At 48.1% G+C, this 26,983-nt stretch carries 21 protein-coding genes and 1 pseudogene; 5 read left to right on the top strand and 17 right to left on the bottom strand.

Going from position 1 to position 26,983, the window contains the following annotated elements:
* Positions 1 to 7: 7 nt before the first annotated feature.
* From KME11_04365 to hisF, 10 genes are all read right to left on the bottom strand, one after another.
* The gene (locus KME11_04365) at positions 8 to 1,366 is read right to left on the bottom strand and encodes a tetratricopeptide repeat protein (GenBank protein ID MBW4514437.1); all 1,359 of its coding nucleotides are present in this window, start codon (positions 1,364 to 1,366) and stop codon (positions 8 to 10) included.
* Positions 1,317 to 2,678, bottom strand: a complete 1,362-nt coding sequence (locus KME11_04360; GenBank protein ID MBW4514436.1) for an ATP-binding protein — start codon at positions 2,676 to 2,678, stop codon at positions 1,317 to 1,319. The genes KME11_04365 and KME11_04360 overlap by 50 nt, the downstream gene beginning before the upstream one ends.
* 73 nt (positions 2,679 to 2,751) lie before the next feature.
* Positions 2,752 to 3,213, bottom strand: a complete 462-nt coding sequence (locus KME11_04355) for a hypothetical protein (GenBank protein MBW4514435.1) — start codon at positions 3,211 to 3,213, stop codon at positions 2,752 to 2,754.
* Between the two features lie 134 nt (positions 3,214 to 3,347).
* Positions 3,348 to 3,926 (bottom strand): Uma2 family endonuclease, encoded by a 579-nt coding sequence (locus KME11_04350; protein MBW4514434.1) that lies wholly within the window; start codon positions 3,924 to 3,926, stop codon positions 3,348 to 3,350.
* 77 nt (positions 3,927 to 4,003) lie between these two features.
* Positions 4,004 to 5,104: an ArsA family ATPase gene (locus KME11_04345; GenBank protein ID MBW4514433.1), complete on the bottom strand. Its 1,101-nt coding sequence runs from the start codon at positions 5,102 to 5,104 to the stop codon at positions 4,004 to 4,006.
* A 122-nt stretch (positions 5,105 to 5,226) separates the two neighbouring features.
* Positions 5,227 to 5,421: a DUF2862 domain-containing protein gene (locus KME11_04340; protein ID MBW4514432.1), complete on the bottom strand. Its 195-nt coding sequence runs from the start codon at positions 5,419 to 5,421 to the stop codon at positions 5,227 to 5,229.
* 81 nt (positions 5,422 to 5,502) lie between these two features.
* Positions 5,503 to 6,750, bottom strand: a complete 1,248-nt coding sequence (locus KME11_04335) for a competence/damage-inducible protein A (GenBank protein ID MBW4514431.1) — start codon at positions 6,748 to 6,750, stop codon at positions 5,503 to 5,505.
* 24 nt (positions 6,751 to 6,774) lie between these two features.
* On the bottom strand, positions 6,775 to 7,824 hold the full coding sequence (locus KME11_04330) for an undecaprenyl/decaprenyl-phosphate alpha-N-acetylglucosaminyl 1-phosphate transferase (GenBank protein ID MBW4514430.1): 1,050 nt from the start codon (positions 7,822 to 7,824) through the stop codon (positions 6,775 to 6,777).
* A 222-nt stretch (positions 7,825 to 8,046) separates the two neighbouring features.
* The gene (locus KME11_04325; GenBank protein MBW4514429.1) at positions 8,047 to 8,340 is read right to left on the bottom strand and encodes a hypothetical protein; all 294 of its coding nucleotides are present in this window, start codon (positions 8,338 to 8,340) and stop codon (positions 8,047 to 8,049) included.
* A 161-nt stretch (positions 8,341 to 8,501) separates the two neighbouring features.
* Complete coding sequence (gene hisF / locus KME11_04320) at positions 8,502 to 9,299, bottom strand: imidazole glycerol phosphate synthase subunit HisF (GenBank protein ID MBW4514428.1); 798 nt, start codon at positions 9,297 to 9,299, stop codon at positions 8,502 to 8,504.
* A gap of 319 nt (positions 9,300 to 9,618) precedes the next feature.
* Between hisF and KME11_04315 the strand changes: the two genes are divergently transcribed.
* Positions 9,619 to 12,408, top strand: coding sequence for a cation-translocating P-type ATPase (locus KME11_04315; protein ID MBW4514427.1), 2,790 nt, complete (start codon positions 9,619 to 9,621; stop codon positions 12,406 to 12,408).
* 108 nt (positions 12,409 to 12,516) lie between these two features.
* Here the strand turns inward: KME11_04315 and KME11_04310 are convergent, their stop codons facing one another.
* Both KME11_04310 and KME11_04305 read right to left on the bottom strand, forming a co-directional pair.
* Positions 12,517 to 12,867, bottom strand: a complete 351-nt coding sequence (locus tag KME11_04310; protein MBW4514426.1) for a zinc ribbon domain-containing protein — start codon at positions 12,865 to 12,867, stop codon at positions 12,517 to 12,519.
* 12 nt (positions 12,868 to 12,879) lie between these two features.
* Positions 12,880 to 13,182, bottom strand: coding sequence for a TIGR03792 family protein (locus KME11_04305; GenBank protein MBW4514425.1), 303 nt, complete (start codon positions 13,180 to 13,182; stop codon positions 12,880 to 12,882).
* Between the two features lie 161 nt (positions 13,183 to 13,343).
* Here KME11_04305 and KME11_04300 point away from each other — a divergent pair, with 161 nt between their 5' ends.
* Positions 13,344 to 13,667, top strand: a complete 324-nt coding sequence (locus KME11_04300; GenBank protein MBW4514424.1) for a phasin family protein — start codon at positions 13,344 to 13,346, stop codon at positions 13,665 to 13,667.
* A gap of 146 nt (positions 13,668 to 13,813) precedes the next feature.
* Complete coding sequence (locus tag KME11_04295) at positions 13,814 to 14,314, top strand: FKBP-type peptidyl-prolyl cis-trans isomerase (GenBank protein ID MBW4514423.1); 501 nt, start codon at positions 13,814 to 13,816, stop codon at positions 14,312 to 14,314.
* A gap of 621 nt (positions 14,315 to 14,935) precedes the next feature.
* On the opposite strand, the gene sat is transcribed toward KME11_04295, so the two are convergent.
* Positions 14,936 to 16,108 carry a sulfate adenylyltransferase gene (sat, locus tag KME11_04290; GenBank protein MBW4514422.1) on the bottom strand — a complete coding sequence of 391 codons (1,173 nt, stop codon included), beginning with the start codon at positions 16,106 to 16,108 and terminating at the stop codon, positions 14,936 to 14,938.
* Positions 16,109 to 16,569: 461 nt separating this feature from the next.
* On the opposite strand from sat, the pseudogene KME11_04285 reads away from it, so the two are divergent.
* Together KME11_04285 and KME11_04280 are read left to right on the top strand one after the other, a co-directional pair.
* Positions 16,570 to 18,042, top strand: a pseudogene (locus KME11_04285) (Fic family protein).
* A 138-nt stretch (positions 18,043 to 18,180) separates the two neighbouring features.
* Complete coding sequence (locus tag KME11_04280; GenBank protein ID MBW4514421.1) at positions 18,181 to 18,327, top strand: DUF1272 domain-containing protein; 147 nt, start codon at positions 18,181 to 18,183, stop codon at positions 18,325 to 18,327.
* 41 nt (positions 18,328 to 18,368) lie between these two features.
* Here KME11_04280 and mnmA read toward each other — a convergent pair whose 3' ends face one another.
* The 4 genes from mnmA to KME11_04260 all read right to left on the bottom strand — a co-directional run bounded on the left by mnmA (position 18,369) and on the right by KME11_04260 (position 26,439).
* Positions 18,369 to 19,415, bottom strand: a complete 1,047-nt coding sequence (gene mnmA, locus KME11_04275; protein MBW4514420.1) for a tRNA 2-thiouridine(34) synthase MnmA — start codon at positions 19,413 to 19,415, stop codon at positions 18,369 to 18,371.
* Between the two features lie 97 nt (positions 19,416 to 19,512).
* Complete coding sequence (locus tag KME11_04270; GenBank protein ID MBW4514419.1) at positions 19,513 to 25,065, bottom strand: DUF4347 domain-containing protein; 5,553 nt, start codon at positions 25,063 to 25,065, stop codon at positions 19,513 to 19,515.
* A 378-nt stretch (positions 25,066 to 25,443) separates the two neighbouring features.
* Positions 25,444 to 25,806, bottom strand: coding sequence for an endonuclease domain-containing protein (locus KME11_04265; GenBank protein ID MBW4514418.1), 363 nt, complete (start codon positions 25,804 to 25,806; stop codon positions 25,444 to 25,446).
* Positions 25,807 to 26,010: 204 nt separating this feature from the next.
* Positions 26,011 to 26,439 carry a hypothetical protein gene (locus KME11_04260; protein ID MBW4514417.1) on the bottom strand — a complete coding sequence of 143 codons (429 nt, stop codon included), beginning with the start codon at positions 26,437 to 26,439 and terminating at the stop codon, positions 26,011 to 26,013.
* Positions 26,440 to 26,983 lie beyond the last annotated feature (544 nt).

Raw genomic sequence — 26,983 nt, 5'->3', positions numbered from 1 at the left:
GTGTAAATTAGTTCGATGATTCGAGGGATGCGATCGCATGCTCACAGTTTTTTACTTCTTCTTCTAAACCAATAGCCTGAAACAGTTGCCTAGCATCTTGATAATGCTGAATGGATTCTTGCTTGCGATCGAGTTTAGAAAAAGTGTGCGCTAGTTTAAATAACAAAATTGCTTCGTGATTACGAACGCCAATTTCCCGACTAATTTCCAGTGATGTTTGATAAGAAGCAATCGATTCTTCATAGCGTCCTAAGCTGTGGAGCGTTTTGCCTCGTCTGTACCAGGCATAACGATCGTCCGGCTTGATTTGTATCGATTGGTTGAAGCTGGCGATCGCTTCCTCATAACGTTCTAATAAGAAGTAAGCTGCGCCCTGAATCTTTAATGACTCTGCTTTACCCTGTGAATTGTCAAGCTGCTCTTGAATGTCCAATGCCTGCTGAACATAAGCGATCGCCTCTTCAAAGTATCGCAGCCGCAGATAAGCCTCACCCAAATCACTTTTCACCCTCGCCTGCAACGACAAATCCTCCCGTTGCTCTGCCAGTTTCAAAGCTTCAACTAAATATTCACCGGCTTTTCCAGAATTATTCTGACTGAGGTAAGCCACACCCAACTGATGCAAAATATCGCCACAAGTCCCCAAGTTGTCTGAAGCGATCGCCTGTCCCGAAGGATGATACTCCATCAATAATCGCTCTAATGTCTCAATGCGCTCTGGGCTAACAGGTCTGTCATAGCGCCGATCCACCATTTCTGGCTCTAGAAACTTCAGCGCATCATCACGGGTTTTAGGCGTGGTTTGAAACTGAAACACCCCCGATCGCCAAGCCCAAAAATCGGGCGCAAACTTTGCCAGTCGCGTCAAGGCATAGTCAGGCAAAATGAACAGCATCGGGTAAGGCACACTGGTCTTATAGGCATCTCGAATAAAATTGAGATCCTGTAACACAGGCGGATCATTCCCAGAGATGCCGATCGCCCGCTCCAACCCTCGTATCACCAACACCAATTTTTTGTTCTGATCACAGGGCACCGTTGCCAACCGCTGAATCAATTCATCGCGCAAAAACCGGAGTTCCGGCTGCTGCGAAAAATCAAACACCACAAACTGAATATCTTGACACTGAGGATGGTTCTGCAACGCCTCAATCAACGCATTCGCATCAGCAGGAAAGTTCATCTCTACGAAAGCGATCGCCAGATTTTCAGCAAAATCAATAAACGTCAACAACTCCGCCAACGACGATGAGTTAAGTGCTAAAAACTGCTGGGCTTCAGCTTGTTTACTCAGAAACAGGTTGCCCAATGATATTTTAGAGGGCTTGAAAGGCTTGGAAGGCTTCGAGGGATTGTTGGAAAGCATCGATTTTCTTCACCAACGGGTTGACATCATTCCAGCGGTTTGTGCCGTTATATTCCAACACCGACGTATTGAACAGCATCAATTGCCCCGTTTCATCCTTACTGACATTTTTGGTTACGCAGGTTTGCGCCAGCAACGGGTAGTGTTCAGCCGGAATTAACCGCTCAAACTCAAACTGGGCTTTGTTCACAGCATACAGCACATCATCTTTTTCAATCTTAGCGTGCCCTCTAGTGCTCGCCGTTAGACAAGACGTTTGCATAATCTGCATGAGTTGCCGCACGTGTCCCCCGCTCGATCGCGCCAGTCCCAGCAACGATTCCCGCTCCGCAAACACCGCCTCTACATCCACCCGCTGCTCAATCACACTCGCCATCTTTGCCAACACAGGTTCGTTATACGCCAAATCACAGCGATCGCGTTCAAACTGGTAGATGTTCACCATCGGCACAATATTGGGGCTACCAAAAGTATTGCTCATATTGCGCGGCGAATAGAGAGCCGCGAGAGGCACGGTATAAATTAACGTGCAGTGAAGCTCTTGTAACTGAGCCGCATAATCAAAAAATAAGTGATCAGAAACTCCTTTAGGAACGCGATCGAGATTATCAAAAATAATCAAAAAATCTTTGCAGTTCGGCAACTTGCGGCGAAGCTTATGTAGCCCATCGTCTAGCAACAAATTAATATCTGCCTTCAGCCGCGAAATATCCTGCTCCAAAGTCTGCCGAATTGTCGTTTTACGCTTATCGGAACCTTTAATTTGCGCCATCAGCTTCACCAACAGCTTGGCAATAAACGGAGGAATGATCCCCCCTGAACTCAGTGTCACTTCACCCGTCATACTCACCGACGACTCCACCGTTTTCTCAGTTTCGTCTGTCACCTCTTTAAACCAATCTTCAAAGCCTTTCAGCAGACCCGCATCAAAACCCAGCCCTAATTTCCGTAGCTCATACTCCACTTGCTTAATCACAATCAAGTACAAGTCAACATAGCGAGCATCGTTGATGTCCGTCTCCTCATTCGCTTCTAAATAAATGACATGAAAAGTCTTTTCCCACTGCCGCTGAAGGCGCTTTAGCTCAGTGCTTTTGCCACAGCCCCGATGCCCCGTAAACAAAATGGTGTTGTGTTCTCCAGCATCCTGGAAATCTAGAATAGTGCTGACTCCAGCGATCGCCTCACTTCTCCGCACCTCCGCCAAATCTACATAGTAAAGATCCAAGCCTTCTCCGTCCAAAGGCTCAGGAGTGCATATCCGGTATGCAGCTTTCAACGTTGTGGCACGGTTCGTAGGAAAAGCAGTCATGGAAAGCGGTTCAGTATAGGACGATATCCAGTTCGGGTTGAGAGCTTTGTGGGTTGGTCATGAAACTTCTTCGTTAATGACCGTTGCTTGTAAATCGCTGAGTCAGTACTTCAAGAATCTGCTGAACTGTTGCTCGGAATTCTGCGCGGTCGATTTCTGCCTGTTCCGCCTGAGTGGTAATCATGTTAACCAAATCAGTAATACTGGCTCTCATTTCTTCCCCCTGCTGTGCCGCCGTATCAGAATTAGCCGCGATCGCCCTGGTGTTGCTCTCTGTTAATTGTCGAATTTCGGCGATTGTCATACCGTGATTCTCTACAAACTGCCGGGTTTCTGCCCATACTTCTCGCTGCTCGGCGATCGCCCTGGCGTTGCTATCTACTATTCGGATGGTTGCTGCCCAACGCTCGGCTTCACCGTCCAGATCTTGACGCAGATCTAGCCGCCTCTCTCTTTCTTCAGCTAGGTTGGCGGCTAGGTTGTCTAAAACACGCTCAATGCGATCGAGGCGATCGGGCGGTTGGTTGCTGGTCATGGAAAGCCTGAAGTCGCTGGGTTACATCTTCAGAGTTTATCGTATTCCCTAGAACAAAATGATCAAATACCCATCCTGAAACTTCGCCCCACTCACTTGCCTCTTATCAGAAACTGCTGCTTTTCTATAACGCTCTATCTAACTGCAAAAACCTGATCTGCTGTTAGATTCAACTCTCTAAAGATCTCAGATTGAAGGCGATCGGCTCCGCTAAAGATTTTTTCTTCATACAGCCCTTCCACTAACGTCAGGATCATGACTTGGCTTTTGATAGGATCGATAATCCAATACTCAGCAACGCCTCTAGCAGCATACTCCGATCGCTTGTACCGATAATCTCGGTCTTCATTCCTTTTTCCTGGCGAAACGACTTCTACCACTAACAGTGGCGGCGGCATATCGAAGGTAATGGTTTCCCTGGTTTCAGCTTCAAGAATTGCAGCTAATTCTGGAGATAGCACGACAAGATCGGGGAGACGGCAAGTTGCACGGCTACCTCCAACAAAGATTTCAGCTTTGTTGGTGAGTTGATTGAGCAGTACAAAAGGCAAAAATTGAGTCAGGAGCCATAGCGCAATACGGCTATTTCGGGGGCTTTTGGGGGGCATTAGGGTCAGAACTCCTGCCTCTAGTTCATAGCGAGTATCAGTCCCATCGTCATAGGCACAGTACTCCTCAAAGGTTAGCAAGGTTTGGGATAGAGCTTGGGTCATCAAAACCTCCGAGAAACTCCGTCTTTTTAGAGCGGGCAGGATGTCAAAATTGCGCAGCGAGCAGTCTATCGTATTCTCTAGAACGAAATAATCAAATACCCATCCTGAAATTTCGCGCCTGTCACCTGCCGTCCGCTCAACTCAGACGGCAACAAGATATTACGCCGTTGGTCGCCTGCCTCAATCGTCACCTCTGGCCCATACTGAGTTAGCTTCACCTGCTTCTTATCAAAACCTGGCAAAAATAGCGATACCTTGCGTTCAGCCGTATTGATGGTAATCGGTCGAGGGGCTTGACTTGCCTGATGAAAATCGGGGAGCGCGTTCATTAAGGGCTGCCAATCGTCGCCCACCTTAGACGGAATGTGATTCACAGGCAACGGGTGAAACTCCGATCGCACCGCTTCGACTACGCCCGTTTCATTCAACAATACGCCGCCTACGGTCAAGCCCATCTGTTGCGCACTACCCCAAAGATACTTTGCCGATGCGATCGCCCCTTCATCGCCTGTTGTGACTAAATACGCCAAAACTCGGTTAGGGTCTGCCACCGCCGCCTTTCCTTGCTCCAGCATATTATTCATCTGCTGCCCAGCGGGTTGAGAAAATAAATCGCCTCCTGACCAGTTCACATTTAGCACCGCAGCGGCGATCGGTTGAATAAACGGCGAGAGCGTTTTACCCAAATCTGAATCTGCAAAAACCTGCCGAAACCGCCGAATGTACCAGCCCATGGTTTCTGGTAGTCCTAGAGTGCGAATGGTAGTTTGGTCGCCCGTGCTGTCAAACACAATTACGTCATACAAGCCGCTGGCATCGTACTCGCGGATCGCATTCATTGCCAGAGCGCTGTCCATGCCAGGTAAAACGCCCAACTCTTGCCCATAAACTGCCTTAAAAAACGGCGTTCGTAAATACTGCGCTTCTTGCTGCTTCAACTCTTCCCAGTTCTTTTCTAGCAGTGCCGTCATTTGCAACTGCACCGCCTGTAGATTAGGCGCAATTTCTTGAGGGTTGCCGCTAAGAGACGTACCGACCAGCATAGAAAAGGCAGGGGTTGGGTCTTGCCCTGCCAGGAGCACACGCTGACCCTGGGCTGCGAATTGCTTAGCAGCCGCGATCGCCAGGGTCGATCGACCCGTCCCACCTTTACCCAAAAACGTCAAAACCAGAGCCATGTTTTCAATATCCTAAACGTTGCGATCTCTTCTTCTATAGTAATGACGAAAAAAAGCAAGGAGCGGGTAAAAGAAATTTTAGAAACGAGACGACCCAGTGGATCGTCTCAGTGGTTTCTAGGTTAGGCTGCGGGTTCTAATTCATCTTCAAAAAACCAGGTCGTAAAACTATCATCAAATTTCACGACTCGCCCGACGGTGTTACCATCCATTACTTTGTAATCTTTAATAACGCCGTACTGCCCTAGATGATCAATAACTTCTTGAGAAGTCCGATCGCGTAACCGACGCACGCGCACTCTTTGTCCGATTTCCATCACCGCTCCAAATCAAAGTTCAATCCCAACCAGTTTATCAGTGTCTTGCTTTTGGCTAAAGCTTAAAGTGAGCCAAAATTCTTAACCAGCCAGCAGTTTCCGGCGCAGCAAATCGATCGCCGTACAAGCGCTGAGATAGCGGATAAAATCACGATCGCGGAAAGCGCCAAACAAGTACCGAAAGCTCTCTACTCCCGTCTTAGAAGCTACGCCAATGTAGACCAATCCTACAGGTTTTGCCTCCGTTCCACCTTCCGGACCCGCAATGCCAGTAATGCTCAACCCCCACGTTGTGTTAAGGCGATCGCGTACGCCAGTTGCCATTTGACAAGCCACTTCAGCGCTAACGGCTCCTTGCTGCTCCAATACTTCCGCGCCTACGCCTAACAGGTTTACCTTGACCTGATTGTCATAGGAAATCACGCCGCCCCAGAAATAAGCCGAACTCCCCGCAGTCGCGGTCAACAAATGCCCTAATCCGCCGCCCGTACAAGATTCGGCAACCGACACCGTTTGTTGAGATGCCTTAAGTAAATTGCCTGTCACCGAGGCGATCGTATCCTCATCGGCTCCATAGCAGTCGTCTCCAATCAGGTCACGAATTTTCTGGTCGATGGGATCGATGGCAGCTAGCGCCGCTGCTTCGGTAGTCGCTTTAGCCGAAATGCGCAGACGAGCCTCACCGTTTCCAGCATAGGGAGCCACTGTCGGATTTTCCAAAGCTAAGAAATCATCAACCTTTTCTGCCAACGTCGATTCAGGAATGCCCCAAAACCGCAAGGTGCGGCTATAGATCGTCTCTGCACCCCACCCTTGACTTCGCAAATAAGGGACGGCAGTCTGCTCCCACATAACGTGCATTTCCCTAGGTACGCCTGGAAATGTTAAAAGAGTCAGATCGGGACGGGGCTGCCAAATCATGCCAGGAGCGCTGCCTGTTGGGTTAGGCAAGAGGATTGCGCCTTTAGGAATTAATGCTTGCTTGCGGTTGCTAGGAGACATTTCTCGTCCGCGCCGCGCAAATTTTTGGCGAATGTCTTCCAGGACTTCGGGCTTTTCAATGAGGGGCGTGTTGAAAAACTGAGCGATCGCCTCTGTTGTCAAATCGTCAGGAGTGGGCCCTAACCCGCCTGTAAAGATCAAGATTTGCGATCGCCTACAAGCTAACTCCAACACCTGATGAATGCGAGGAACATTATCGCCCACCACGGTTTGATAGTAGTGAGGAATCCCTAGAATCGCCAACTGCTGTGCCAAGTACCGAGCATTCGAGTTAAGAATTTCTCCCAACAGCATCTCAGTGCCGATGCAAATAATTTCAGCACTCATAGCAGATTCCTCGCAGTTTGCAAATTAAGGACGGGCGTGCCGATGAACGTGCCAACCCGTATAGCTCAGTAGAGCAGTGGCAGCGATCGCAAATGCTACCCCATTAGGAATTCGAGAAAACGCCAGCGCCAAGCTACCCACCCACAGGGTAAGCGTGTAAATAAACAGCACCGCCAGCCGATGGGAAAGCCCTGCCTTCAACAATCGATGATGAAGATGGCTTTTATCAGCCGTAAACGGCGATTTGCCCCGACGCAATCGCTCAAAAATAACGGCAGACATATCAAAAATAGGAACGGCTAAAATTAAGGTAGGTAACAGAACCGCCAGAGTCGTAACGCTCTTAACCAGCCCAATCACTCCCACGCCTGCCAAAGTAAAGCCCATAAAATAGGCTCCCCCATCTCCCATAAAAATTTGTGCCGGGTTAAAGTTGTAGCGCAAAAAACCCAACGAGCCTCCTGCAAGTGCAGCCACTACTAAACCCGCAGCGGGTTGATTCATCGCCAAACAAACGATTAGCATAATCACCGCAGCAATCCCTGAAACGCCTGCGGCTAAACCATCTAAGCCATCAATCCAATTAATAGCATTTGCCATACCCACCAACCAAATAATAGTCACAGCAAAGCTGACCCAGAGCGGCAGCAAAACTGGAGCGGGCTGAAATGGGAAGGAGAGAAAATCAATGCTTACCCCTGCTTGCCAAGCAAAACCTGCAACGATCGACTGTAATAACAAGCGCAGTTGAGGCGACAAGCTAACCAAGTCATCGGCTAAGCCAATCAAGAAAAAAGCCAAGCCACCCAGGGTTACTCCCCAAATTTCATACTCTTTATCAGGCGGCAACACGCCAAACCCACCCGTCCCCCAAACAAACAGGAGGGCAATCAGCGTGCCCATAAAAATAGACACCCCTCCTAGGCGTACCATCGGATGCTTATGCACCTTACGCCCACCCGGAGGGTCAAAGCGTCCGCTCTTAAGTCCAATTTTTCTGACGGTGGGAGTGGTTAACAGAACCACTACAGCGGATATCAGAAATGCAGCCAGGTGAAAAATCTGAAAGGGCATCTGAAATCTTTGTAGGTGCAAGAATAAAACATGAATCAGGCAGAGTCTACAGGAAGTACTGCATCAAAGCTAGGATAAATAGCAAGAACTGCTTAACGCACTCTTGCACTCTATCGACAGTATTTGTAGCACAAGAACCAGGCTCAGGGTTAACTACACCAAAAAGTTTTGAAATCCGGATTTTGAGGAGTTTAGATATTAGAAATGTTTAGTTTACATTTCTTATCTCATCCGAGTTTCGCTCGTCTGACCAACCCATTCTTCAGCCCAGCTTTCAGTGAAAGGTAGGGTAGACACGTCGTAGGACTGATTGTAAAGAGCGACTCTCTGAGTCATCTCTGTCATGTAGCCTACATAGTGCCCCATAAGAAAATAGACACCGACCAGGGCAGCGGCAGCAGACGAGACTAGAAAACCTGCCAGCATGAGAGAAAACTCACGACGCTGAACGGCTTCTTGCATGAGGTGCAAAGCCCATGCTACTAGGCAGACTACGATAAAGAGAATAACGACCATTACTAAAGCAATCTATGAACTGTAATATTTATATATATTAACTGATTCTCAGAAACTGAGCTTGAAGAAAATTGGAAGACTACTCTCATCACGCTGCACCGATCGCCCTCAACTCACTTTCTAGCTCTCTTGCGTTTGACCCTATCGTTGCTCAACTCAGATCATTGACGAACTAAGACTTGATGGACTGCCAAGTGTTGCTTGATTTCAGCTACCGTTAAATGCCCATAGTGCAGCAGCGACGCAAGCAGGGCAGCTTCGGCTCTGCCCTCAGTCAGGGCATCGTAGATGTGTTCGCAGTTGCCCGCTCCGCCAGAGGCAATCACAGGAATTTGGACTTGTTCGGCAATGATGCGAGTCAGTGCCAAGTCGTAGCCTGCCTGAGTTCCATCAGCGTCCATACTAGTGATAAGGAGTTCACCTGCACCCCGCTCTGCCACTTCTTTTGCCCATGCGATCGCATCTATGCCTGTATTTTCGCGTCCACCCCGGACATATACGTCCCAGCCAGGATTCTCAAGATCAGTATTATTAGGGTCTGTATTATTAGGATCAGTGCGACGGCGGGCATCAATAGCAATGACAATACATGAGTTGCCAAAGCGATCGCTTGCCTGGTTAATCAAGTCTGGGTCTTTAACCGCAGCAGAATTGATACTAATCTTGTCTGCTCCAGCTCGTAACAATTTTTTAATAGTCTCTAAGGATTGAATCCCTCCACCCACTGTTAGCGGAATAAAAACTTGCTCGGCAGTCCGTTGAACCACGTCATAGATTACGCCTCGGTCTTCGTGGGTGGCAGTGATATCTAAAAACACTAGCTCGTCTGCTCCTGCCTGGTTATAGAGTTGCGCTAGTTCCACCGGATCACCCGCATCTCGCAGATTAACAAAGTTAATTCCTTTCACCACCCGTCCAGCTTTGACATCTAGACAGGGCAAGATTCGTTTTGCCAGCATTATTTCTCTCTTAATATTCTTGATCAGGGGAGAATTCAGCTTTTCTCCCCAGCCATGGTTTAAGTCTTTGCACAGTAAATTATAGATGGCATCCGACAGGCAATTTTTAAGGAGTTGCACCTGCGTACAAGTCACGCTTTACACACAGATGTATTCTTTAGTGACTGTCTTTAATGACTATGTTTAGCCGCTTTACCTGCCATTGTGTGCAGAAGCTATGACAAGCATTGCAAAAAAGTTAGACTGCCAACTATTAAGACTGGGTTACAGTACTACATGTTAACGTTTTACTCTTGTACCATTCTTCCTCTTCTCACCTATGAGTATCGATCATTTGATTTGGCATGAAATGGCTCCTGACGAAGCGGTGAGAGAGCTACAAAGCGATCGCCAGACAGGTCTGCGATCTGCCCAAGTCACCGAACGGCGGCAGCAATATGGATTGAACGAACTTCAGGAGTCGGGGGGAAGAAACGCCTGGATGATTCTGGTGGATCAGTTCAAGAACATTATGTTGGTCATGCTGATCGCCGTAGCTTTGATCAACGGTGGTCTGAATTTAATGGATTTGTTGCAGGGCAACTTGAAGCCTGGAGAAATTCCCTTTAAAGATACGATCGCAATTCTGGCGATCGTTATTTTGAACGGAGTCCTTGGTTACGTTCAAGAGAGCCGGGCAGAAAAGGCTTTAGCAGCACTTAAAAATATGTCTTCGCCCCAGGTACGGGTGCTACGCGACGGCAAGATGCAAGAGGTGGGTTCTAAGGAACTGGTGCCTGGAGACTTGATGTTGATGGAAGCGGGTGTCCAAATGTCGGCAGATGGTCGATTGCTAGATGCCGTCAACCTTCAGGTGCGGGAGTCGGCGCTGACCGGTGAGGCGCAAGCGGTGACCAAGCGGGTAGAGGGAGAACTGGCGGCTGATACGGCGTTGGGCGATCGCGTCAACATGGTATTTCAGGGAACTGAGGTCGTGCAAGGGCGAGGCATGGTGTTAGTCACCCATACTGGAATGAGTACAGAACTAGGAAAAATTGCGACGCTGCTTCAGTCAGTTGAGACAGAGGCAACGCCTTTGCAGAAACGCATGGATCAGCTGAGTAATACGTTGGTGACAGGCGCGCTAATTTTAGTGGCGATCGTGATTATCGGCGGCTTACTCGTATCGGGCTGGGGCAGCTTTAAAGACCTAGTAGAGGTGTCTTTAAGCATGGCAGTAGCGGTTGTTCCAGAGGGGCTACCAGCCGTCATCACGGTGACTCTGGCACTGGGCACGCAGCGAATGGTCAAACGACAAGCGCTGATTCGGAAACTCCCCGCAGTAGAAACCCTGGGTTCGGTAACCACGATTTGTTCAGATAAAACGGGAACTTTAACCCAGAATAAAATGGTGGTGCAGTCGATGCACACTACAGAAGAGGCGTTTCGGTTAACAGGGCATGGATACGTGCCTGAGGGACAATTTTATCGGTGGGGAGAAGATAACCAGAAGGCGATCGCACTTCAAAACGAGTCTGATCTTCAGTTGCTTCTACTTGCTTGTACGCTTTGTAATGATGCAGTCTTACAAAAAGAGAATGGTGAATGGGCAATTCTAGGCGACCCAACCGAAGGGGCTTTGTTAGTAGCATCTGGAAAGGCTGGAGTTTGGGCACACCAGACCTCCAATACACTGCCGCGCGTTGCAGAATTTCCTTTTTCTTCTGAGCGAAAGCGCATGAGTGTGATTGTGCAAGATGAGAAAGCTGGAGTCTACGTCTTAGTTTGTAAAGGTTCGCCTGAACTGGTTTTAGAGCGCTGTCATCAGTTCTATGCAGGCGGTGTTAAGTCGCTTACCCGGCAGCACCAAACCGAGATTTTGGAAAGAAATGATCAACTAGCGGCAAAAGGGCTACGGGTGTTAGGGTTTGCCTACAAGTTACTCAGCGAAATTCCAGCAGCAGGAACCGATGAGAGCACAGAGCAAGGAATGACTTGGCTAGGGCTGGTGGATATGCTTGATGCCCCTCGACCAGAGGTACGGGATGCCGTGGCTCGGTGTCGATCGGCGGGAATTCGTCCGGTGATGATCACGGGTGATCATCAACTAACAGCACGAGCGATCGCGGCACAACTGGGCATTGCAGGTGCCAACGATGAAGTGCTGATTGGACAACAACTCGAAAAATTAAGCCAATCAGAACTCCAAGACCAAGTTGAGCGCGTTAGCATTTATGCCCGAGTTGCCCCAGAGCATAAACTTCGCATTGTCCAAGCCTTGCAAACCCAAGGAGAGATTGTGGCAATGACCGGAGATGGGGTTAACGATGCGCCTGCGCTGAAGCAGTCGGCAATTGGAATTGCCATGGGGATCACAGGCACAGATGTGAGCAAAGAAGCCAGCGACATGGTGCTGCAAGATGACAACTTCGCCACCATTGTTTCGGCAGTCGAGGAAGGGCGAGTCGTTTATACTAACATTCGTCGCTTTATTAAATATATTTTGGGGTCAAATATTGGCGAAGTGTTGACCATTGCCGCTGCCCCAATTCTTTTGGCAACTGGCGGTTTGCCCTTAACACCGCTGCAAATTTTGTGGATGAACCTGGTTACTGATGGATTGCCCGCACTGGCACTGGCAGTTGAACCTGCGGAACCTAACGTGATGGATCGTCCACCCCACAGCCCAACAGAGAGTATTTTCTCACGGGGTTTAGGGTTTTACATGATCCGAGTTGGCGTAGTCCTGGCAGTCGTAACGATCGCCCTCATGCTTTGGTCATATCAATACACCCAGACTACAGGTGGCGATCCTGAGCGCTGGAAAACCATGGTATTTACCACGCTTTGCCTCTCGCAAATGGGTCATGCCCTAGCTGTTCGATCAAACAGTCGGTTAACGATCGAGCTAAATCCCTTTTCAAATCCCTTTCTTTTGTTGGCAGTTGGCGTGACCAGCCTTTTGCAACTCTTGCTAATCTATGTAGAACCATTACGGGTTTTCTTTGGAACCCATTATTTGAGCTTGACAGAGCTAATGATCTGTATCGGCACCAGCACATTGGTGTTTATTTGGGTAGAACTGGAAAAGCTGGTGACCCGCTACTGGGGTAAGAAGAAAAGACGCTAGAGACAAGATTTAGGTCATAGCTTCAGAGCCGATGTTTGCTCAAGGTATTCTTGGGCAAACATCTATGTCTGAGCAAATCTTGTCTTAAGCAAGCTTAAGCAAACATTGTCAATTCATCCGTAGAACATTTAGCATCACAAGGGCAAATAGCCCTAGTAGAATTAACCATCCAGCATTGCGCTTAACCCATAGTGCCAAAGAAGGCTGGCGTTTGACAGGCTTAGTAATCTGCTGCATTTGAGGATTGAGGTAAAGCGTGCATTCTTGGGCGTTAGGGCGCTGTGGAAAGTTGCAGGTATCGTCAGCATGGTAGATGCAGGTATTGCAGAGAGGTTCCGCGCTGGTAGCCCGGTAAAGAGGAATGCCGGGATGACCGTGGGCTTTGAGTGCTGTGCGACAAATGGGACAGGCGATCGCCTGAGCATCGACGAGATGGTGGCAGCGAGGACAAGTGGGCATGGGAGGAGGATTTTACGAGAACTTACGAACCTGGTATTTGCTGACTTCGACGAGCTTGTACGTATCGCCCATCGCTTCTAGGAATCGAGCTTCGGTGTCATCTAATACGGTAGTAGGAATTGCTTGCCATTGTTCTAGGCTTTGCCAACGAATCACGGCAATTACTTCGCCTAAGCGATCTGGGCTGATCCAAACTTCTTTATTCAGAAATCCAGGATATTTAGCCAGAACAGAAGTCCAAATTTCAGCATCCTTTTGGACGAATTGTTCGCGTAGTTCAGCTAAGACTGTAAACTTAAGCCACTCAATGACCATAGGTTAATTTTTGAAAAGAATCACTCTTTCTATATTCGGTTACCCGCCTATAAAAGGGCAACCGACCCTAACGTCATTAGTCTCTAAGTTTGCCAAAATATCACTGTAGGCTGAAGAGCGTTACATTAATTGGGCTTGCTTCTGACACTTCAGGAATTCTCATGGACAACAATAATTTACTCAATCAGCTTCTTATGTTTGGCATTGGCACCACCTCAATGGTGGCAGAAAAACTGCGTGATGCGACTGATCAGTTAGTCAAAGATGGCAAGCTTGATCCTGAGCAAGCGGCTAAGTTAGCCAATGATTTAATGCAGCAGGTGAAGTCTGAGCAGGGTAATTGGGAAGCCCAGATGCAGCGCCAAGTTCGCAACATTATGCAAGACTTGGGCGTGCCTCGGCAGAACGAAATGGATGAGCTACGGGGGCGGTTGGATCGCTTAGAGCGACAGGTTAGGGATTTAGAAAATAAGCTTTGGCGGTAGGTTCTGGGGGTGAGCTTTGGCGTTAAACTGGGGCTTGGGATTTTAATACCCTTGTTGAGAATCACAGGAGGATCGATATTTTGCGGGAAATTCTCATCAGTTTTGGAGTCATGGTGACTTGCATCTTGTTCTTGGTCGTGGCTCAGATGACCCAGAGGGGAGAAGCGATCGCCGCTGGGCTTTCTCAAACTGCTCCAGTGGCAGTTGAACAGTCTGCTGCCAAGCCCACCTTAGTGGCTCAAGCTAATTTACTTACCCAACCTGAGGCAACTCCTATGTCCCAAGCCGATCTCAGCCCAGAAGAAAATGTAACTACAACTGATTCTGGTCTAAAGTACGTCGAAATTGTTGAAGGGACAGGCGCAACCCCTCAGAAAGGGCAAACCGTCTCAGTTCATTACACTGGCACACTAGAGAATGGCACCAAGTTTGATAGTTCGCGCGATCGCGGTCAGCCGTTTCAGTTTCCCTTAGGTGCAGGTCGCGTTATCAAAGGTTGGGATGAAGGCATTGCTTCAATGAAAATTGGTGGTCAACGCCAGTTGATCATTCCCCCAGACTTAGGCTACGGTGCGCGGGGTGCAGGTGGTGTTATTCCCCCCAACGCAACCCTGCTTTTTGATGTGGAATTGCTAGGAGCAGAATAGGCTCAGATGTTTTCAGTTTAGTTTTTAATATTAAGAAAGAGACGGTCATCGGAGCGTCTCTTTCTTGTCTGGATTGCGCATCGACAATTAATCAGGCTACTGCACTGAACTACGTCCAGCATCTTCAATTTTCTTTTCCTGCTTCTCAAATTTCATCTCGAAGTCATGCTTATTTCTATTCGTATGACGTTCCAAAATTGAATCCAAGTAAGCAACTTTAATTGGTTTTAGTACAGGTCACAATTTAGTTAACTCGATTCACTAAAATCAGTACAGACGGTAAAACTCAACGTTAAGACAAACTACTAGATTGATTAATTCGACGAATGACTAAGGTGTAGAGAATTCCATAGCCCGAAATTAAAAGGATACCTGCGAGCATAATAAGGCGCTCCTGGTTGTTAATAGATTGATCTAATTAACACAATAGATCAAACATCTCAGAATGACATGACCCACGAGGGTACTTTTGAACCTAAAATGCCTGAACTTTAAATGTCGCCCTCACGCAGCAAGTTAGATCAGCGATCATCGCAGAATTTTTGAGCTACCGATTATCCAGATTAGCCAAGAAACAGACTCCCGGACGCTTAAAAAATCCAGGAGTCTAAAACGTTGTGCCTACTCGGCTCCTTTCATAACCCGCGCCAATTCTGCCGCCACTTCAGGACGGGAAAACTCTGGGGGTGGCAATTCACCACGCCGCAGCATTTCTCGAACCTTGGTTCCCGATAGATGCACCCGTTCTTCGGGGGTGCTAGGGCTAGTTTTAGTAGTCGCCATGGTTTCGGTGCGCTTGCAGTAGAAAGCGTGTTCAAACATCATGGGCATGATGCCTAATTCACCAGGGGCAAACTCGTTGAAGATGTGCTGGGCATCGTAGGTGCCGTAGTAGTCGCCTACGCCTGCATGGTCGCGCCCCACAATGAAGTGAGTACACCCATAGTTCTTCCGCACAAGGGCATGGAAAATAGCTTCACGGGGTCCTGCGTAGCGCATGGCGGCTGGGTTAATTGCCAAAATGACGCGATCGCTAGGATAGTAATGCTCCAGCAAAATCTCATAGCACCGCATCCGAACATCAGCCGGAATATCGTCTTCCTTCGTTGCGCCAACTAAGGGATGGAGAAACAGACCATCAACGGTTTCTAAGGCACACTTTTGAATATATTCGTGGGCGCGATGAATTGGGTTACGGGTCTGGAATCCGACGATTGTTTTCCAACCTTTCTCGCGGAACATTGATCGAGACGCAACAGGATCAATTTGGTAAGCCGGGAAGAGCGGATGAGGATCGCGCTGGAGCAACCAAACATCACCTGCTAAGTTGACTGCACCCTGGCTATAAACGACTTTTACACCGGGATGTTTTTCTTCATCGGTGCGATAAACGTTGATGGCTTCTTGGGTTTTATCGTAGCGATACTTCTGCGTCAGATTTAGAACACCCACAAATCGTCCATTCAGGTCATCTAAACGTACTAAGCTGCCTTCTTGAAGGGGAGCAGCAATCTCTTCAGTAACTGAGAGCGTGATCGGAATTGACCAGGGCAAGCCGTTCGCCAAGTGCATCTCTTTGACCACGCGATCGTAGTCTGCCTGTTCCATAAACCCAGTCAGAGGGCTAAATCCACCGATCGCAATCAGGACTAAATCTGAAAAAGCTCGCTCGTCAAGCTGAACCCTGGGGAGATGGTCGGCTTTGCTGAGGAACTCTTGCTGTTGGGTAGGGCTGGCGAACCGATTGATCAGTTGCCCACCGTGGGGAGCAATATTGTCCGGGTGTTGACTCAAAATAATTCTCTCTTTATAGTAATGGCAACAAATAGGAAAAATTTGCCGTTAGCCCTTCAGTAATCAATCCTTCAGAATATCCTATTGTGTCGATCAGGAAAAGCCTGTGATTGGTTTGCCCAGAGCGATCGCATCAAGAATTGAGTGCAGCAATCAAAGTCTGAGGAGCGGGGGGCGATCGTAGACAGCTTGACCAAATCTCAAAATATGCGGAAAGCTTCTTTCGCTCTACATGATATGGACGAACCACAATATAAGGAAAGTTTCTTGCTATCCACCCAATTTAGGATGGTGTACAGAAAGTTTCTCTCTGAAAAGAAGTTGTGCCGCTTAGTCATGGGTGAGGCATTGTTGAGTGTGGGTCTGTTAGGGCATAGATGCTTGAACATTGGAACATAGCGAACTTGAAGGTGCTGCGAAAACAGTAAGTGCTAAACTAACTTAAGAGCCAGTACGAAAAAATGTTTATGTTGTGGCGACCGATAGCAGATTTACCGTCAAATTGGAAAGATTTGGCAAGTTATGAGTTGCCGCCTCTAGTAACTGTCTGGTATGAGCAAGCAGATCGTTTACGTCAATCTGGAGAGTTTCAGTCTTTCAATGAGAAGCTACGCAGAGAAATAGCTATTGAAACTGGAATCATTGAGCGTTTGTACACGATCGATCGTGGTATTACTCGTTTATTGATTGAACAAGGGATCAAGGAGGCATTGATCCCCCATGGAGCGACAGATCGCCCTATCAGACAAGTAGTTTCGCTGATTAAGGATCAAGAAGCCGCAATTGAAGGATTATTCGATTTTGTAGGTGGACAAAGAACACTATCAACCTCTTATATAAAGCAGTTACATCAGCTTCTAACTCAGAGCCAGGACAGCACAGAAGCACTAGACCCACTTACAGAAAAGATATTCCGCGTCTCTTTGATTAAAGGTGACTGGAAACGTCAACCTAACAATCCTCTAAGATCAGATGGTACTGTTCATGAGTACTGTCCTCCTGAACAAGTTTCGTCTGAAATGGATACATTGATTGAGCTACATCATCAGCATTGCGACCAAAAAATTCCTCCTGAAATCGAATCAGCATAATTGCATCATCGGTTTACTCAAATTCACCCATTTCAGGATGGTAACGGTCGTGTCGCTCGTTGTTTAGCTAGTTTAGTTTTCATTCAATCTAGCTGGTTTCCTTTGGTTCTCACTCGCGATGACCGAGCAGTTTATATTGCAGCCCTAGAAGCAGCAGGTCAAGGTAGTTTATCAGATTTAATTAACCTCTTTGCAAAAAGCCAAAAGCAGGCTTTTCTGAGAAGCCTTGGTCTATCAGAGCAGGTTCTATCAGAGGCACGGCGAACTCAGGTTATCATTTCCTCTATTGCCGATAAATTGAGACAAAACCAGTCAGCATCTATTCAAGAGCGGTGTAAGAAGGCTGAAAGTTTTGCCACAAACTTATTTGATATAGCTTCTAGCCGATTACAGGATGTTGCTGATGAAATTAAATTATCTATTCAAAATTTTGTAAGCGACGCACAAGTTTTTACGATTTCTGCTACTGTTGGCGATCCCCGCTCTTATTATCATCGCTACCAAATTGTAGAGACAGCTAAACAATTAGGTTATTTTGCTAATCTTCGGAACTATCATACCTGGATTCAATTAGTTATTAATGTAGAAACATCAACAACACTTCTTATTTCGTTTCACGCTCTTGGACATGAATATCGAGGACTGCTTGTGTGTACTGCCTGTGCTTATCATAGAGACGATGCTGAAGAGGGAGAACGTAACATTAGCGATATTCAGTCTCTAGCTGATTCTCCGTTTCAATTTTCCTATGCAGATGATGAAGAGAATTTGGTGGAGCGATTTAAGCAGTGGCTAGAAAACATAATTTTGACTGGTTTAGAATACTGGAATAAAAGTATTTAGGCAGGTAATGCTTTGGTGATGTAGAGCGCGCGGTAAATAATCCCTTTGCACACCGACCGTATAGAGGTAGCAGGTGAGAACGAAAGGGTTACTAGCGGCGGGTGAAGCGAACCGTTAGCCGTCACAAGTAGTAGAAATATGCTCGAGATCAGACCAACCTGTGAGCATTGCAACAGAGCGTTGTCGCTGGACTCGGTTGAGGCACGGATCTGTACTTATGAATGCACCTTTTGCGCTACCTGTGTGGATACCGTTTTGGGCAATGATATTGGTCTGAATTTCTGAATTGTGGAGGTGACTTTGTTACAAGACTGATCAGACCATCCTTATTCAATAACGCCGCCACCCAGCAAAATATCGCCGTTGTACCAAACGGCTGCTTGTCCTGGAGTAACGCTGAATTGGGGTTCATCAAACACAACTTTTGCCCGATCGCCCTCTAACGGTACAATCGTTGCCCCAACAGCCGGCGATCGGTAGCGGATTTGGACTTCGGCATGAATGGGCGCGGTTGGTTCTGACATCGACACCCAGTTAATTTGCTTAACGGTGCAATCGGGGTTTTGCGCGTGGTGGCGATCGCCTACAATGACCTGATTTTTAGCTGCATCAATACCAATTACATACAGCGGATGGGCGGCGGCAATGCCAATGCCTTTGCGTTGCCCAATGGTGTAATGGTGAATGCCCTCATGCTGTCCCAGAACGATTCCAGCCGGGTCGATGATGTCTCCGGTTTTAGGAGCCAGGTATTTATCTAAAAAAATTTGCATGGAGCCGTGGGCTTCGATTAGGCATAAGTCTTGGCTTTCAGGTTTTTCGGCAGTGTGCAACCCAAACTCCGTTGCCATTTGGCGCGTTTCGACTTTGGTTTGTTCGCCTAAAGGAAAAACGACGTTCGCTAACACGTCTTGATTGAGGTCGTAGAGAAAGTAGGATTGGTCTTTGGTGCGATCGATCGCCCGAAGCAATTGGTGGCGATCGCTTTCTGGGTCGTAGTTCACTCGCGCATAGTGCCCTGTGGCGATTTGCTCAATGCCTAGCTCTTGACGAGCGTAGTGAAGCATGGGCGTAAATTTGACGGTTTTGTTGCACTGCGAACAAGGCAGCGGCGTAATGCCTGCCCCGTAGCCTTTAACCAAATAATCGACGATATATTTTTGAAATACCTCGCGGCTGTCAACGACATGATGGGGAATTGCTAGTTCTTCGCAGAGGCGAGCAGCATCAACCATGCCATCAGAGCAGCATTGCCCTTTGCCCTTCATCAGCCAAAGGGTTAGCCCCACCACTTCATAGCCCTGACGATGGAGCGTTGCCGCTGCCACCGAGCTATCGACCCCGCCTGAAAGACCAACAACAACCTTGTTCATGAACCTTTGAAGACACTCTGTAGAATGAACTGAACTAATTCTATGATTCATTCTACAGAATGTGCTTGAACATCGTGTGTTTTGAATGGACTAAGGATTAGCTAATGACAAAGTTGCGAGAACCCATTGCCCCTATCCCAATGTTGTTTAAGGTTGCCAGAGTGGTGAATGTATTGCCTACGCCGCTGCCATCCGCATCAATTTTGATTTCGGTGCTGGTTCCGACTTGAGTCATCTGCACATATTTGAGGTAGCGGACGTACGGCGTTGCTCCGGCAAATTGAGGTTGGGCAAAGAGGCTGCGGAGATCAATTAAATCTTCAGTAGGACTGAAATCGACGATCGCATCTTTCCCTTCATTGATATTCGCAAAGGCAAATATATCTCGACCATTACCGCCCGCCAGAATATCAGCCCCGCTACCGCCCACGAGAATATCGTCGCCATCACCTCCTAAAATTCTGTCATTGCCTTCACCTCCCAGCAGCAGATCACGCCCTCTACCACCTTTCAGAAAGTCATTGCCCTGACCGCCATCTACATAGTCATTGCCGCCGCCTGCTTTAAGGCGATCGTTGCCATTGAAGCCGTAGAGCTTGTCTTTGCCGTGACTATCGCTGCGTCTGCCGCTGTTGATGCGATCGTTCCCCTTAGTTCCTCTCAAAATGTCGCTCCGGTGAGTGCCGCGTAGAAGCTGCCCTTTCTTGGCTTTGCGAGTAACGCCTTTTTTGCCACCCGAAAAGTCAATTAACGCAGTCGATATGCCTGTAATACCAGTGGGATTGGCGATCGTAAACCTTACTAGCTGGCTTGTTCTTGACCCTTGAGCATCAGTGGCATTGACTTTCAGAGACAAATTACCGACTGATGGGAAGTCAGGAATACCACTAAATGATGCGGCTTTAGCGTCGAATACCAGCCACGGGGGAAGGGGCGCACCGCTCTCTAGGCTGGCGGAGAAGGTGAGGCTGTCGCCTGCATCGGGGTCGGTAAATGCGCCTGTAGGAATTTTGAGGGTGAAGGCTTGGGTCGCTGTGACCTGTTGAGGGACAGGAGTAATGGGGGTGCCAACCCCTGGGGGTTGGTTGACATTGGCAACTTTGACCACAAAGATATCTTCAGCTATTGCACCTGCTTTGTCTGTAACTTTGACTTTGAGGTCGAGGTTGCCAACGTTGGCGTTGCGGGGAGTGCCGCTGAAGGTGCGGCTGATGGGGTTAAAAGCAAGCCAGGTTGGGAGTGGAGAACTGTTGGCAAGGGTAGCGGTGTAGGTAAGGCTGTCGCCTGCATCGACATCGGTAAAGGTGTTGGTAGGAAGAGTGAAGGTAAAAGGTATGTCTTCGGTTGCAGATTGATCGGCGATCGCGTTCGTTACGGTTGGCGTGTCGTTGGTGTTGGCGATCGTCATCGTAAAGCTATCTTCAGCCGTTAAAAGCCCTGTATCTGTGGCTTTTACTTTGACGTTTAAGCTGCCGACTTGGGCATTGAGCGGTGTACCGCTGAAGGTTTGGGTGGTTGCATTGAAGGTGAGCCAACTGGGTAGCGGAGTGTCGTCTGCTTGGGTGGCGGTGTAGGTGAGAATATCGCCTGTATCAACATCACTAAAGGTGTTGGTAGGAACTGCGAAGGTAAAGAGAGTATCTTCAGTTGCAGGTTGATCGGCGATCGGATTGTCGAGGGTGGGAGCATCATTAACGCTATTAACGGTGAGGCTAAAGATATCTTCGACCGTAGCATTTGCGCTATCTTTAGCCGTTACTTTAATGTCGAAGTTACCGATATCACCATTGGCGGGCGTGCCGCTGAAAGTTTGGTTGGTTGCGTTAAAGGTGAGCCAAAGAGGTAGTGGAGCATTGTCTGATTGAGTGGCAGTGTAGGTAAGGGTATCACCTGCATCAATGTCAGTAAAGGAGTTGGGAGGAACTGCAAAAGTGAAAAGAGTATCTTCGGTAGCAGCTTGATCGACGATCGCAGTCGTTACTGTTGGCGCATCGTTGACGTTGGTCACGCCAAGATCGAATGGTGATAGAGCGACTGTAGTAGTGCCATCGCTAACGCTGATAATGATGCCAGTGGTCGTGCCAACATTGCCATTAACGGGTGTGCCGCTCAGTTCTCCAGTGGTAGAGTTAAAAGTTGCCCAGGTCGGTTTGTTGACGATGGAGAAGGCGAGCGTATCGCCTAAATCAACATCGGTAGCTGTGGGAATAAAGCTGTAAGGACTATCTTCGGCGATCGTTACTGCTGGAGTACCGCTGATCGTCGGAGCATCGTTGGTGTTAGTTACAGCCAGGTTAAATGCCGGGAGGTCAACAGGTGCAGCAATGCCATCACTGACACTAATGATGATGCCGTTGGTCGTGCCGACATCGCCATTAATAGGTGTGCCGCTCAGTTCTCCAGTGGCAGGATTAAAAGTTGCCCAAGATGGCTTGTTGACGATGGAGAAGGTCAGGGTATCGCCTGAGTCAATATCGATCGCAGTAGGAATAAAGCTATAAGAACTATCTTCGGCGATCGTGACGGCTGGAGTACCGCTGATGGTGGGAGCATCGTTGGTGTTCGTGACCGCTAAGTTAAATGCTGGCAGATCAACGGGTGCAGCAATGCCATCACTGACGCTAATGATGATGCCGTTGGTCGTGCCGACATCGCCATTAATAGGTGTGCCGCTCAGTTCTCCAGTGGCAGGGTTAAAAGTTGCCCAAGATGGCTTGTTGACGATGGAGAAGGTCAGGGTATCGCCTAAATCAACATCGATCGCAGTAGGAATAAAGCTATAAGGGCTATCTTCGGCGATCGTGACAGCAGGAGTACCACTGATCGTCGGAGCATCGTTGGTGTTTGTGACAGCTAAGTCAAATGCTGGCAGATCAACAGGTGGGGCAATACCATCGCTCACACTGATGATGATGCCAGTGGTTGTGCCCACATCGCCATTGATAGGTGTGCCGCTTAGTTCCCCAGTGGCAGAATTGAAGCTTGCCCAAGTCGGTTGGTTGGTGATGGAGAAAGTGAGCGAATCGCCTAAATCAACATCGATCGCACTAGGAATGAAGCTGTAGAGGCTGTCTTCAGCGATCGTGACGGCTGGAGTACCGCTGATGGTGGGAGCATCGTTGACCGCAGTGACGGCGATCGTTGCGGTTTCAGCGACAGCACTATAGGCGTTAATGCCTCCGTTCACAGAAGCGTCAACGATCGCCCCTGCACTCGCACCATCTGTTGTATCCCAAGCTCTAAAGTTAATCGTAGAGTTTCCGTTCTCATTGGCGTTTGGTACAAAGCGCACTCGGTTATCTGTTTGCACAACCACTTGGCTGAGGTTAAAGCTGCCCTGGGCAGAGGTGGAATCATCGCCTAAAAAGATGAAGTTTGGGGTTTCGTAGGGATCGATCGCGCCACTAAAGGCAGAGTAATCGCGTAAAGCTCCGGTCAGAATGGGAGCGTTGTTAGCAAACAGGGTGTAGCTATTGCCCAACACCTCTAAGCGATAATCGATGGATTGCTTGGTGTTGAATGTCACGCTCTCATCCGCTGTAAACCCAGCATCTTTTTGGGCAAAGATGTTGCCATCTTGGAAGCCCAGTTCGATCGCCTTAGTTTTGTCGTTGCTGACTACAATGATGCTGAACCCAGCCCGGTTGGAGTTGGTGTGAGATTCCGTCAACAGTTGTAGGTTAAAGGAGACGCTGTAACCCTCTACGTTATCGAGCTTGGGCAAGGGCGGATTAACCGGAGTCGCACCGGAGAAGTTACTGTAGCCAGCATAGATATTGCTATCAACATCGGTGTTCAGGATGGTACCGCTGCTGTCAAAGGTTTGCGTTCCCAGTTGGGCAGGCGTAACAGGGTTGAGATTGGTGAATGATAATTGCCCTTGAGCAGTCGGAGCAGTGCCCAAACTTGCTTGGTAGAAGGAGGTAGCACCCAGGACAGTTGCCGTACCATCAGAGGGGGTTGCGCTAAAGTTTGTCCAAATAGCGCCGCCATCGGTAGAATATTGCCAAACGCCCTTGGTGTTGTCTACGCCTGTAATGGCGATCGCTTTCGGATCACCATCTACGTCGGTAATCAGTCCGTTAATTAAAGCCGAAACTTTTGTGCCCGTATTTGCTACATCTAAAACGTCTTCATCAATGGCTGTCAGCGTTGCACTACCTGTTAAAACAGGAGCATCGTTAAGACCAGTTATGGTAATTTTGGCAGTTTGAGCAATACTGCCACCATTGCCATCAATGATGTTGTAGCTATAGTTAATAATTTCGCTTTGACCACTGCTCAGGAAGTTGTAGGCGCTAGGGCTAACGCTTAAATCGTTGCCAATGACAGTTACACCCGTAGCATTGCCACTTGCAAGGATCAGGTTACTGACATTTAAGGGATCTCCGTCAGGGTCTGTTGCATTGGCAAGCAAATTAATGTTGTAACTAACCGCATCTTCTGTTGCAGTGCTCCTTACCGCTGAACCTCCTATATACTCAAGAGCATTCCCCATGAGCAAGGCACCTTGGGTTGCAGCATTCCAAAAATCTCCTCTTACAGTTGATGAAGGCGGGTAAAAATTTAACCCCACAATTCCACCATTAAAGGTTTGCAAATCGACTGCAAGTAGTCTGTTGTCACTCCAATTCGCAACCACTGTCGCACTCGGATTTGCTGTCCCAGTGGCGCGATAACTACTTGTACCCCCGCTAAAACTGGAGACACCTTGCACAATGGGGTGAGCGGGATTAAATATGGTACCTAGAGTGGCTGTCCCAGTTGATGAACCGCCAATTACAACCGGGCTATAGCCTCCGGTATTCCATCGTCCGCCCAAGGTAGCACCACCCCCTAAAGCAAAGGTGCTAACCACAACCCCCCTGCCTGAGTCTACATAGTTTGCTAGCGTATCTCCTAGTAGGGTTGCGTTTTGAAAACCAGTATCACTGAAGACCAAAATACTGCCATAGTTTTGCAACTGTGCCAACGTTGGGGTGACAGCCCCCGTTCCTCCCACCTTGAATGAATCTACCAAGCTAAAGAGTCCTGTGGCTTGAACCTTGTTAACAACATCAGTGAGCCATGCTGGATCACCAGGAGCACCTAGAATAGCAGCCCTATCATTTCCACTTAGTTCAGGAGGTGCCAGCACAAATGGATAAGCTTCTAGCACCTCAGGCAAAAAAGCCTGGGGCATCAGCATGGACTTTGTTGTAATTTCTAATTCCCAGTCACCACCTAGTGCAGGGTTGCCTGTCGGTTGAGCAGAAGCTGCAATTTCAGCCCTTGTTAATTGTCGTACCTGCTGAATAAATGCTGCTCCAGTATCTCCAGCAGCGACGTTGCAACCATACAGCAAGATATCTGCATCCTCGGTCAACGCCGATCGCCACCCTTGTAGCTGTGCTTGATAGCGATCGATCGACTCCCCATTCAGCGTTGCCGCCCCCAGTTGTAGACTTCCCGAACTGCCGTGCGAGACAATATGCACGCTTTGAATGTCGCTCCGATTCGCCAGCGTTGCTGTCATTTGCTCAACCCCATCCTGAGCAGGGTCAAGCACGATCGCCTCAGTTCCAGGCACTAAACCATCAATCAAACTTTGGTAATCAACGACAGCGGCATCGATAAAAACAAGAGACTTAACAGGGGCGATCGCAGACATAAGTGAATAACCTAATTAGGAGGATGGGAAGGAAATGACTTGTCATATAAAGTGCCCAGCCCATACAAATCACTTCTCGGTAAATACTCTGATCAATACAAATAAAGACCAGATTCCTAAGCTGAAATCTGGTCTTTGTAGGCTAAAACCTGGTTTTTATGTGATTAATGAAGTCGAAGCAAGAAAGAATTAAGGGCGTTGCTGAATAGAAGAGATGAATTTGCCCTTATCCCCCGCCCTTTTCTCCAGGGAGAAGGGCACCAGATCTCTTGTCCCTCTCCTTTAGGCTATTGTGCACCCACGAGTGATCAAATCTAGCAAAGTCCCTAGCGAACCGCCCCCTAAATCCCCCATTCTGGGGGACTTTGAGCAGCAGAACTAAAACTCGATCGCCTCAGCAATCTGCTGAAGCACTTGACTTAAGTTTGAGATGACTTCTCGGTTGCGAAATCGCATTACTCGATAACCCAGGTGATGGAGTCTTTCAGTTCGAGTAGCATCATACTCGACTTGCTGATCATGAATACCACCATCCACTTCAATCACAAGTCGGTGCTGTGGACAATAAAAATCGACAATAAAAGACTCAACTGGATGCTGACAGCGAAACTTTAAGCCTTTGATCTGGCGTTTTCTTAAGGCTTCCCACAGCATCTTTTCAGCCGGAGTAAGATGCTGTCGAAGTTGTCGAGCCGCAGCAATTATATTAGGAGTAGTGCCCCGAATACGGTGAGAATCCATGCAGTTAATGGAGCGAAGATAACGACTAGAGTTTGCCCACACTCATTTGTAATCTTCCTGCTCAAAGTCCCCCAGAATGGGGGATTTAGGGGGCGAAAAAGACTGAAGCATATCCAGAGATTTATGTGTATATGGTAGCCCCCAAGGAGAGGGCTAGGGTGAGAGCAAACTTTTCTTTTCGTCCCTTAATTCAGCAACGCCGAATTAAGCTCTAGCAGTTACTCCATTCTGCCCCAAACCATTGGCTTCTGAAGCCAATGAAGTTGATAGCGGGACAGGCAAGGGTGTAGACGAAGCGATCGCCGTTTTGCGCTTAGAAGACTGCGGTCTTCCCCCTGCCTTCATGTATTCCACACTTTGTTTGCCATAGCGTGCGCCCACGCTTTGCAACAACCGCGTAGAAACGTCTGCGATCTGTTGCTCCAACGCTTCTAAATCCTGCTGCGCCTCATCCACCATCGACAACAGCGTATTGTATTTGGCGATCGCTTGTTGTCCTTGTTCAATGTATTCCGTGTAAGTTGACACCGATAGATTGTTGCCAAAATTTAAGAATGGATCAACCGATCGCAAAGACTCTAATCGGCGTTGTGCTTTTTCAATAACCTGAGAATTTCTTTTCCGGCGTGGCATCAGCCCTCTCCTACATGACAGTCTACCCACTGTAGTCAAGCAAGCCCTGCTCCGAGTACCGTAATTCCGAGGAGATTGTATCTTTTTTACAGAGATTTCCCGCTTTTCTCCGTACTTATATTGAATAGGTCGCTCCACCATCTAAAAAGGTCTACTCGCTCATAAGAAACCCTTGCCCATTGGTTACAAAGGCTTTGACAAACCTGATTAATGCCATCCTATCGATAAGATTCTGTTGTAAGAATGCTACATCGGTTACAAGCATTTTTATAAATGGGACGACCCCTGTAACAAATGGAACAAAGATTATTACACAAGCATTAGCAGAAGCCAATTCTCAGCTTTCTATCAGGCAACATTCAGGGCGATCGCTCATACTGTTTAAGGAGTTACAATTAAATAATGTCCCAAACCGCCCCCTAAATCCCCCATTCTGGGGCAAGACTTCCGAACTTTTCAAAGTCCCCCAGAATGGGAAATTTAGGGGGCTAAAAGTTAATGCATCTCACTGGTGTTATGTTTTCACGCAGATCCCTTAAGGGCC

It is taken from the genome of Timaviella obliquedivisa GSE-PSE-MK23-08B (assembly GCA_019358855.1).
Classification (GTDB): domain Bacteria; phylum Cyanobacteriota; class Cyanobacteriia; order Elainellales; family Elainellaceae; genus Timaviella; species Timaviella obliquedivisa.
The sequence above is the reverse complement of the archived record's forward strand: the minus strand, read 5'-3'. Positions and strand labels throughout refer to the sequence as shown.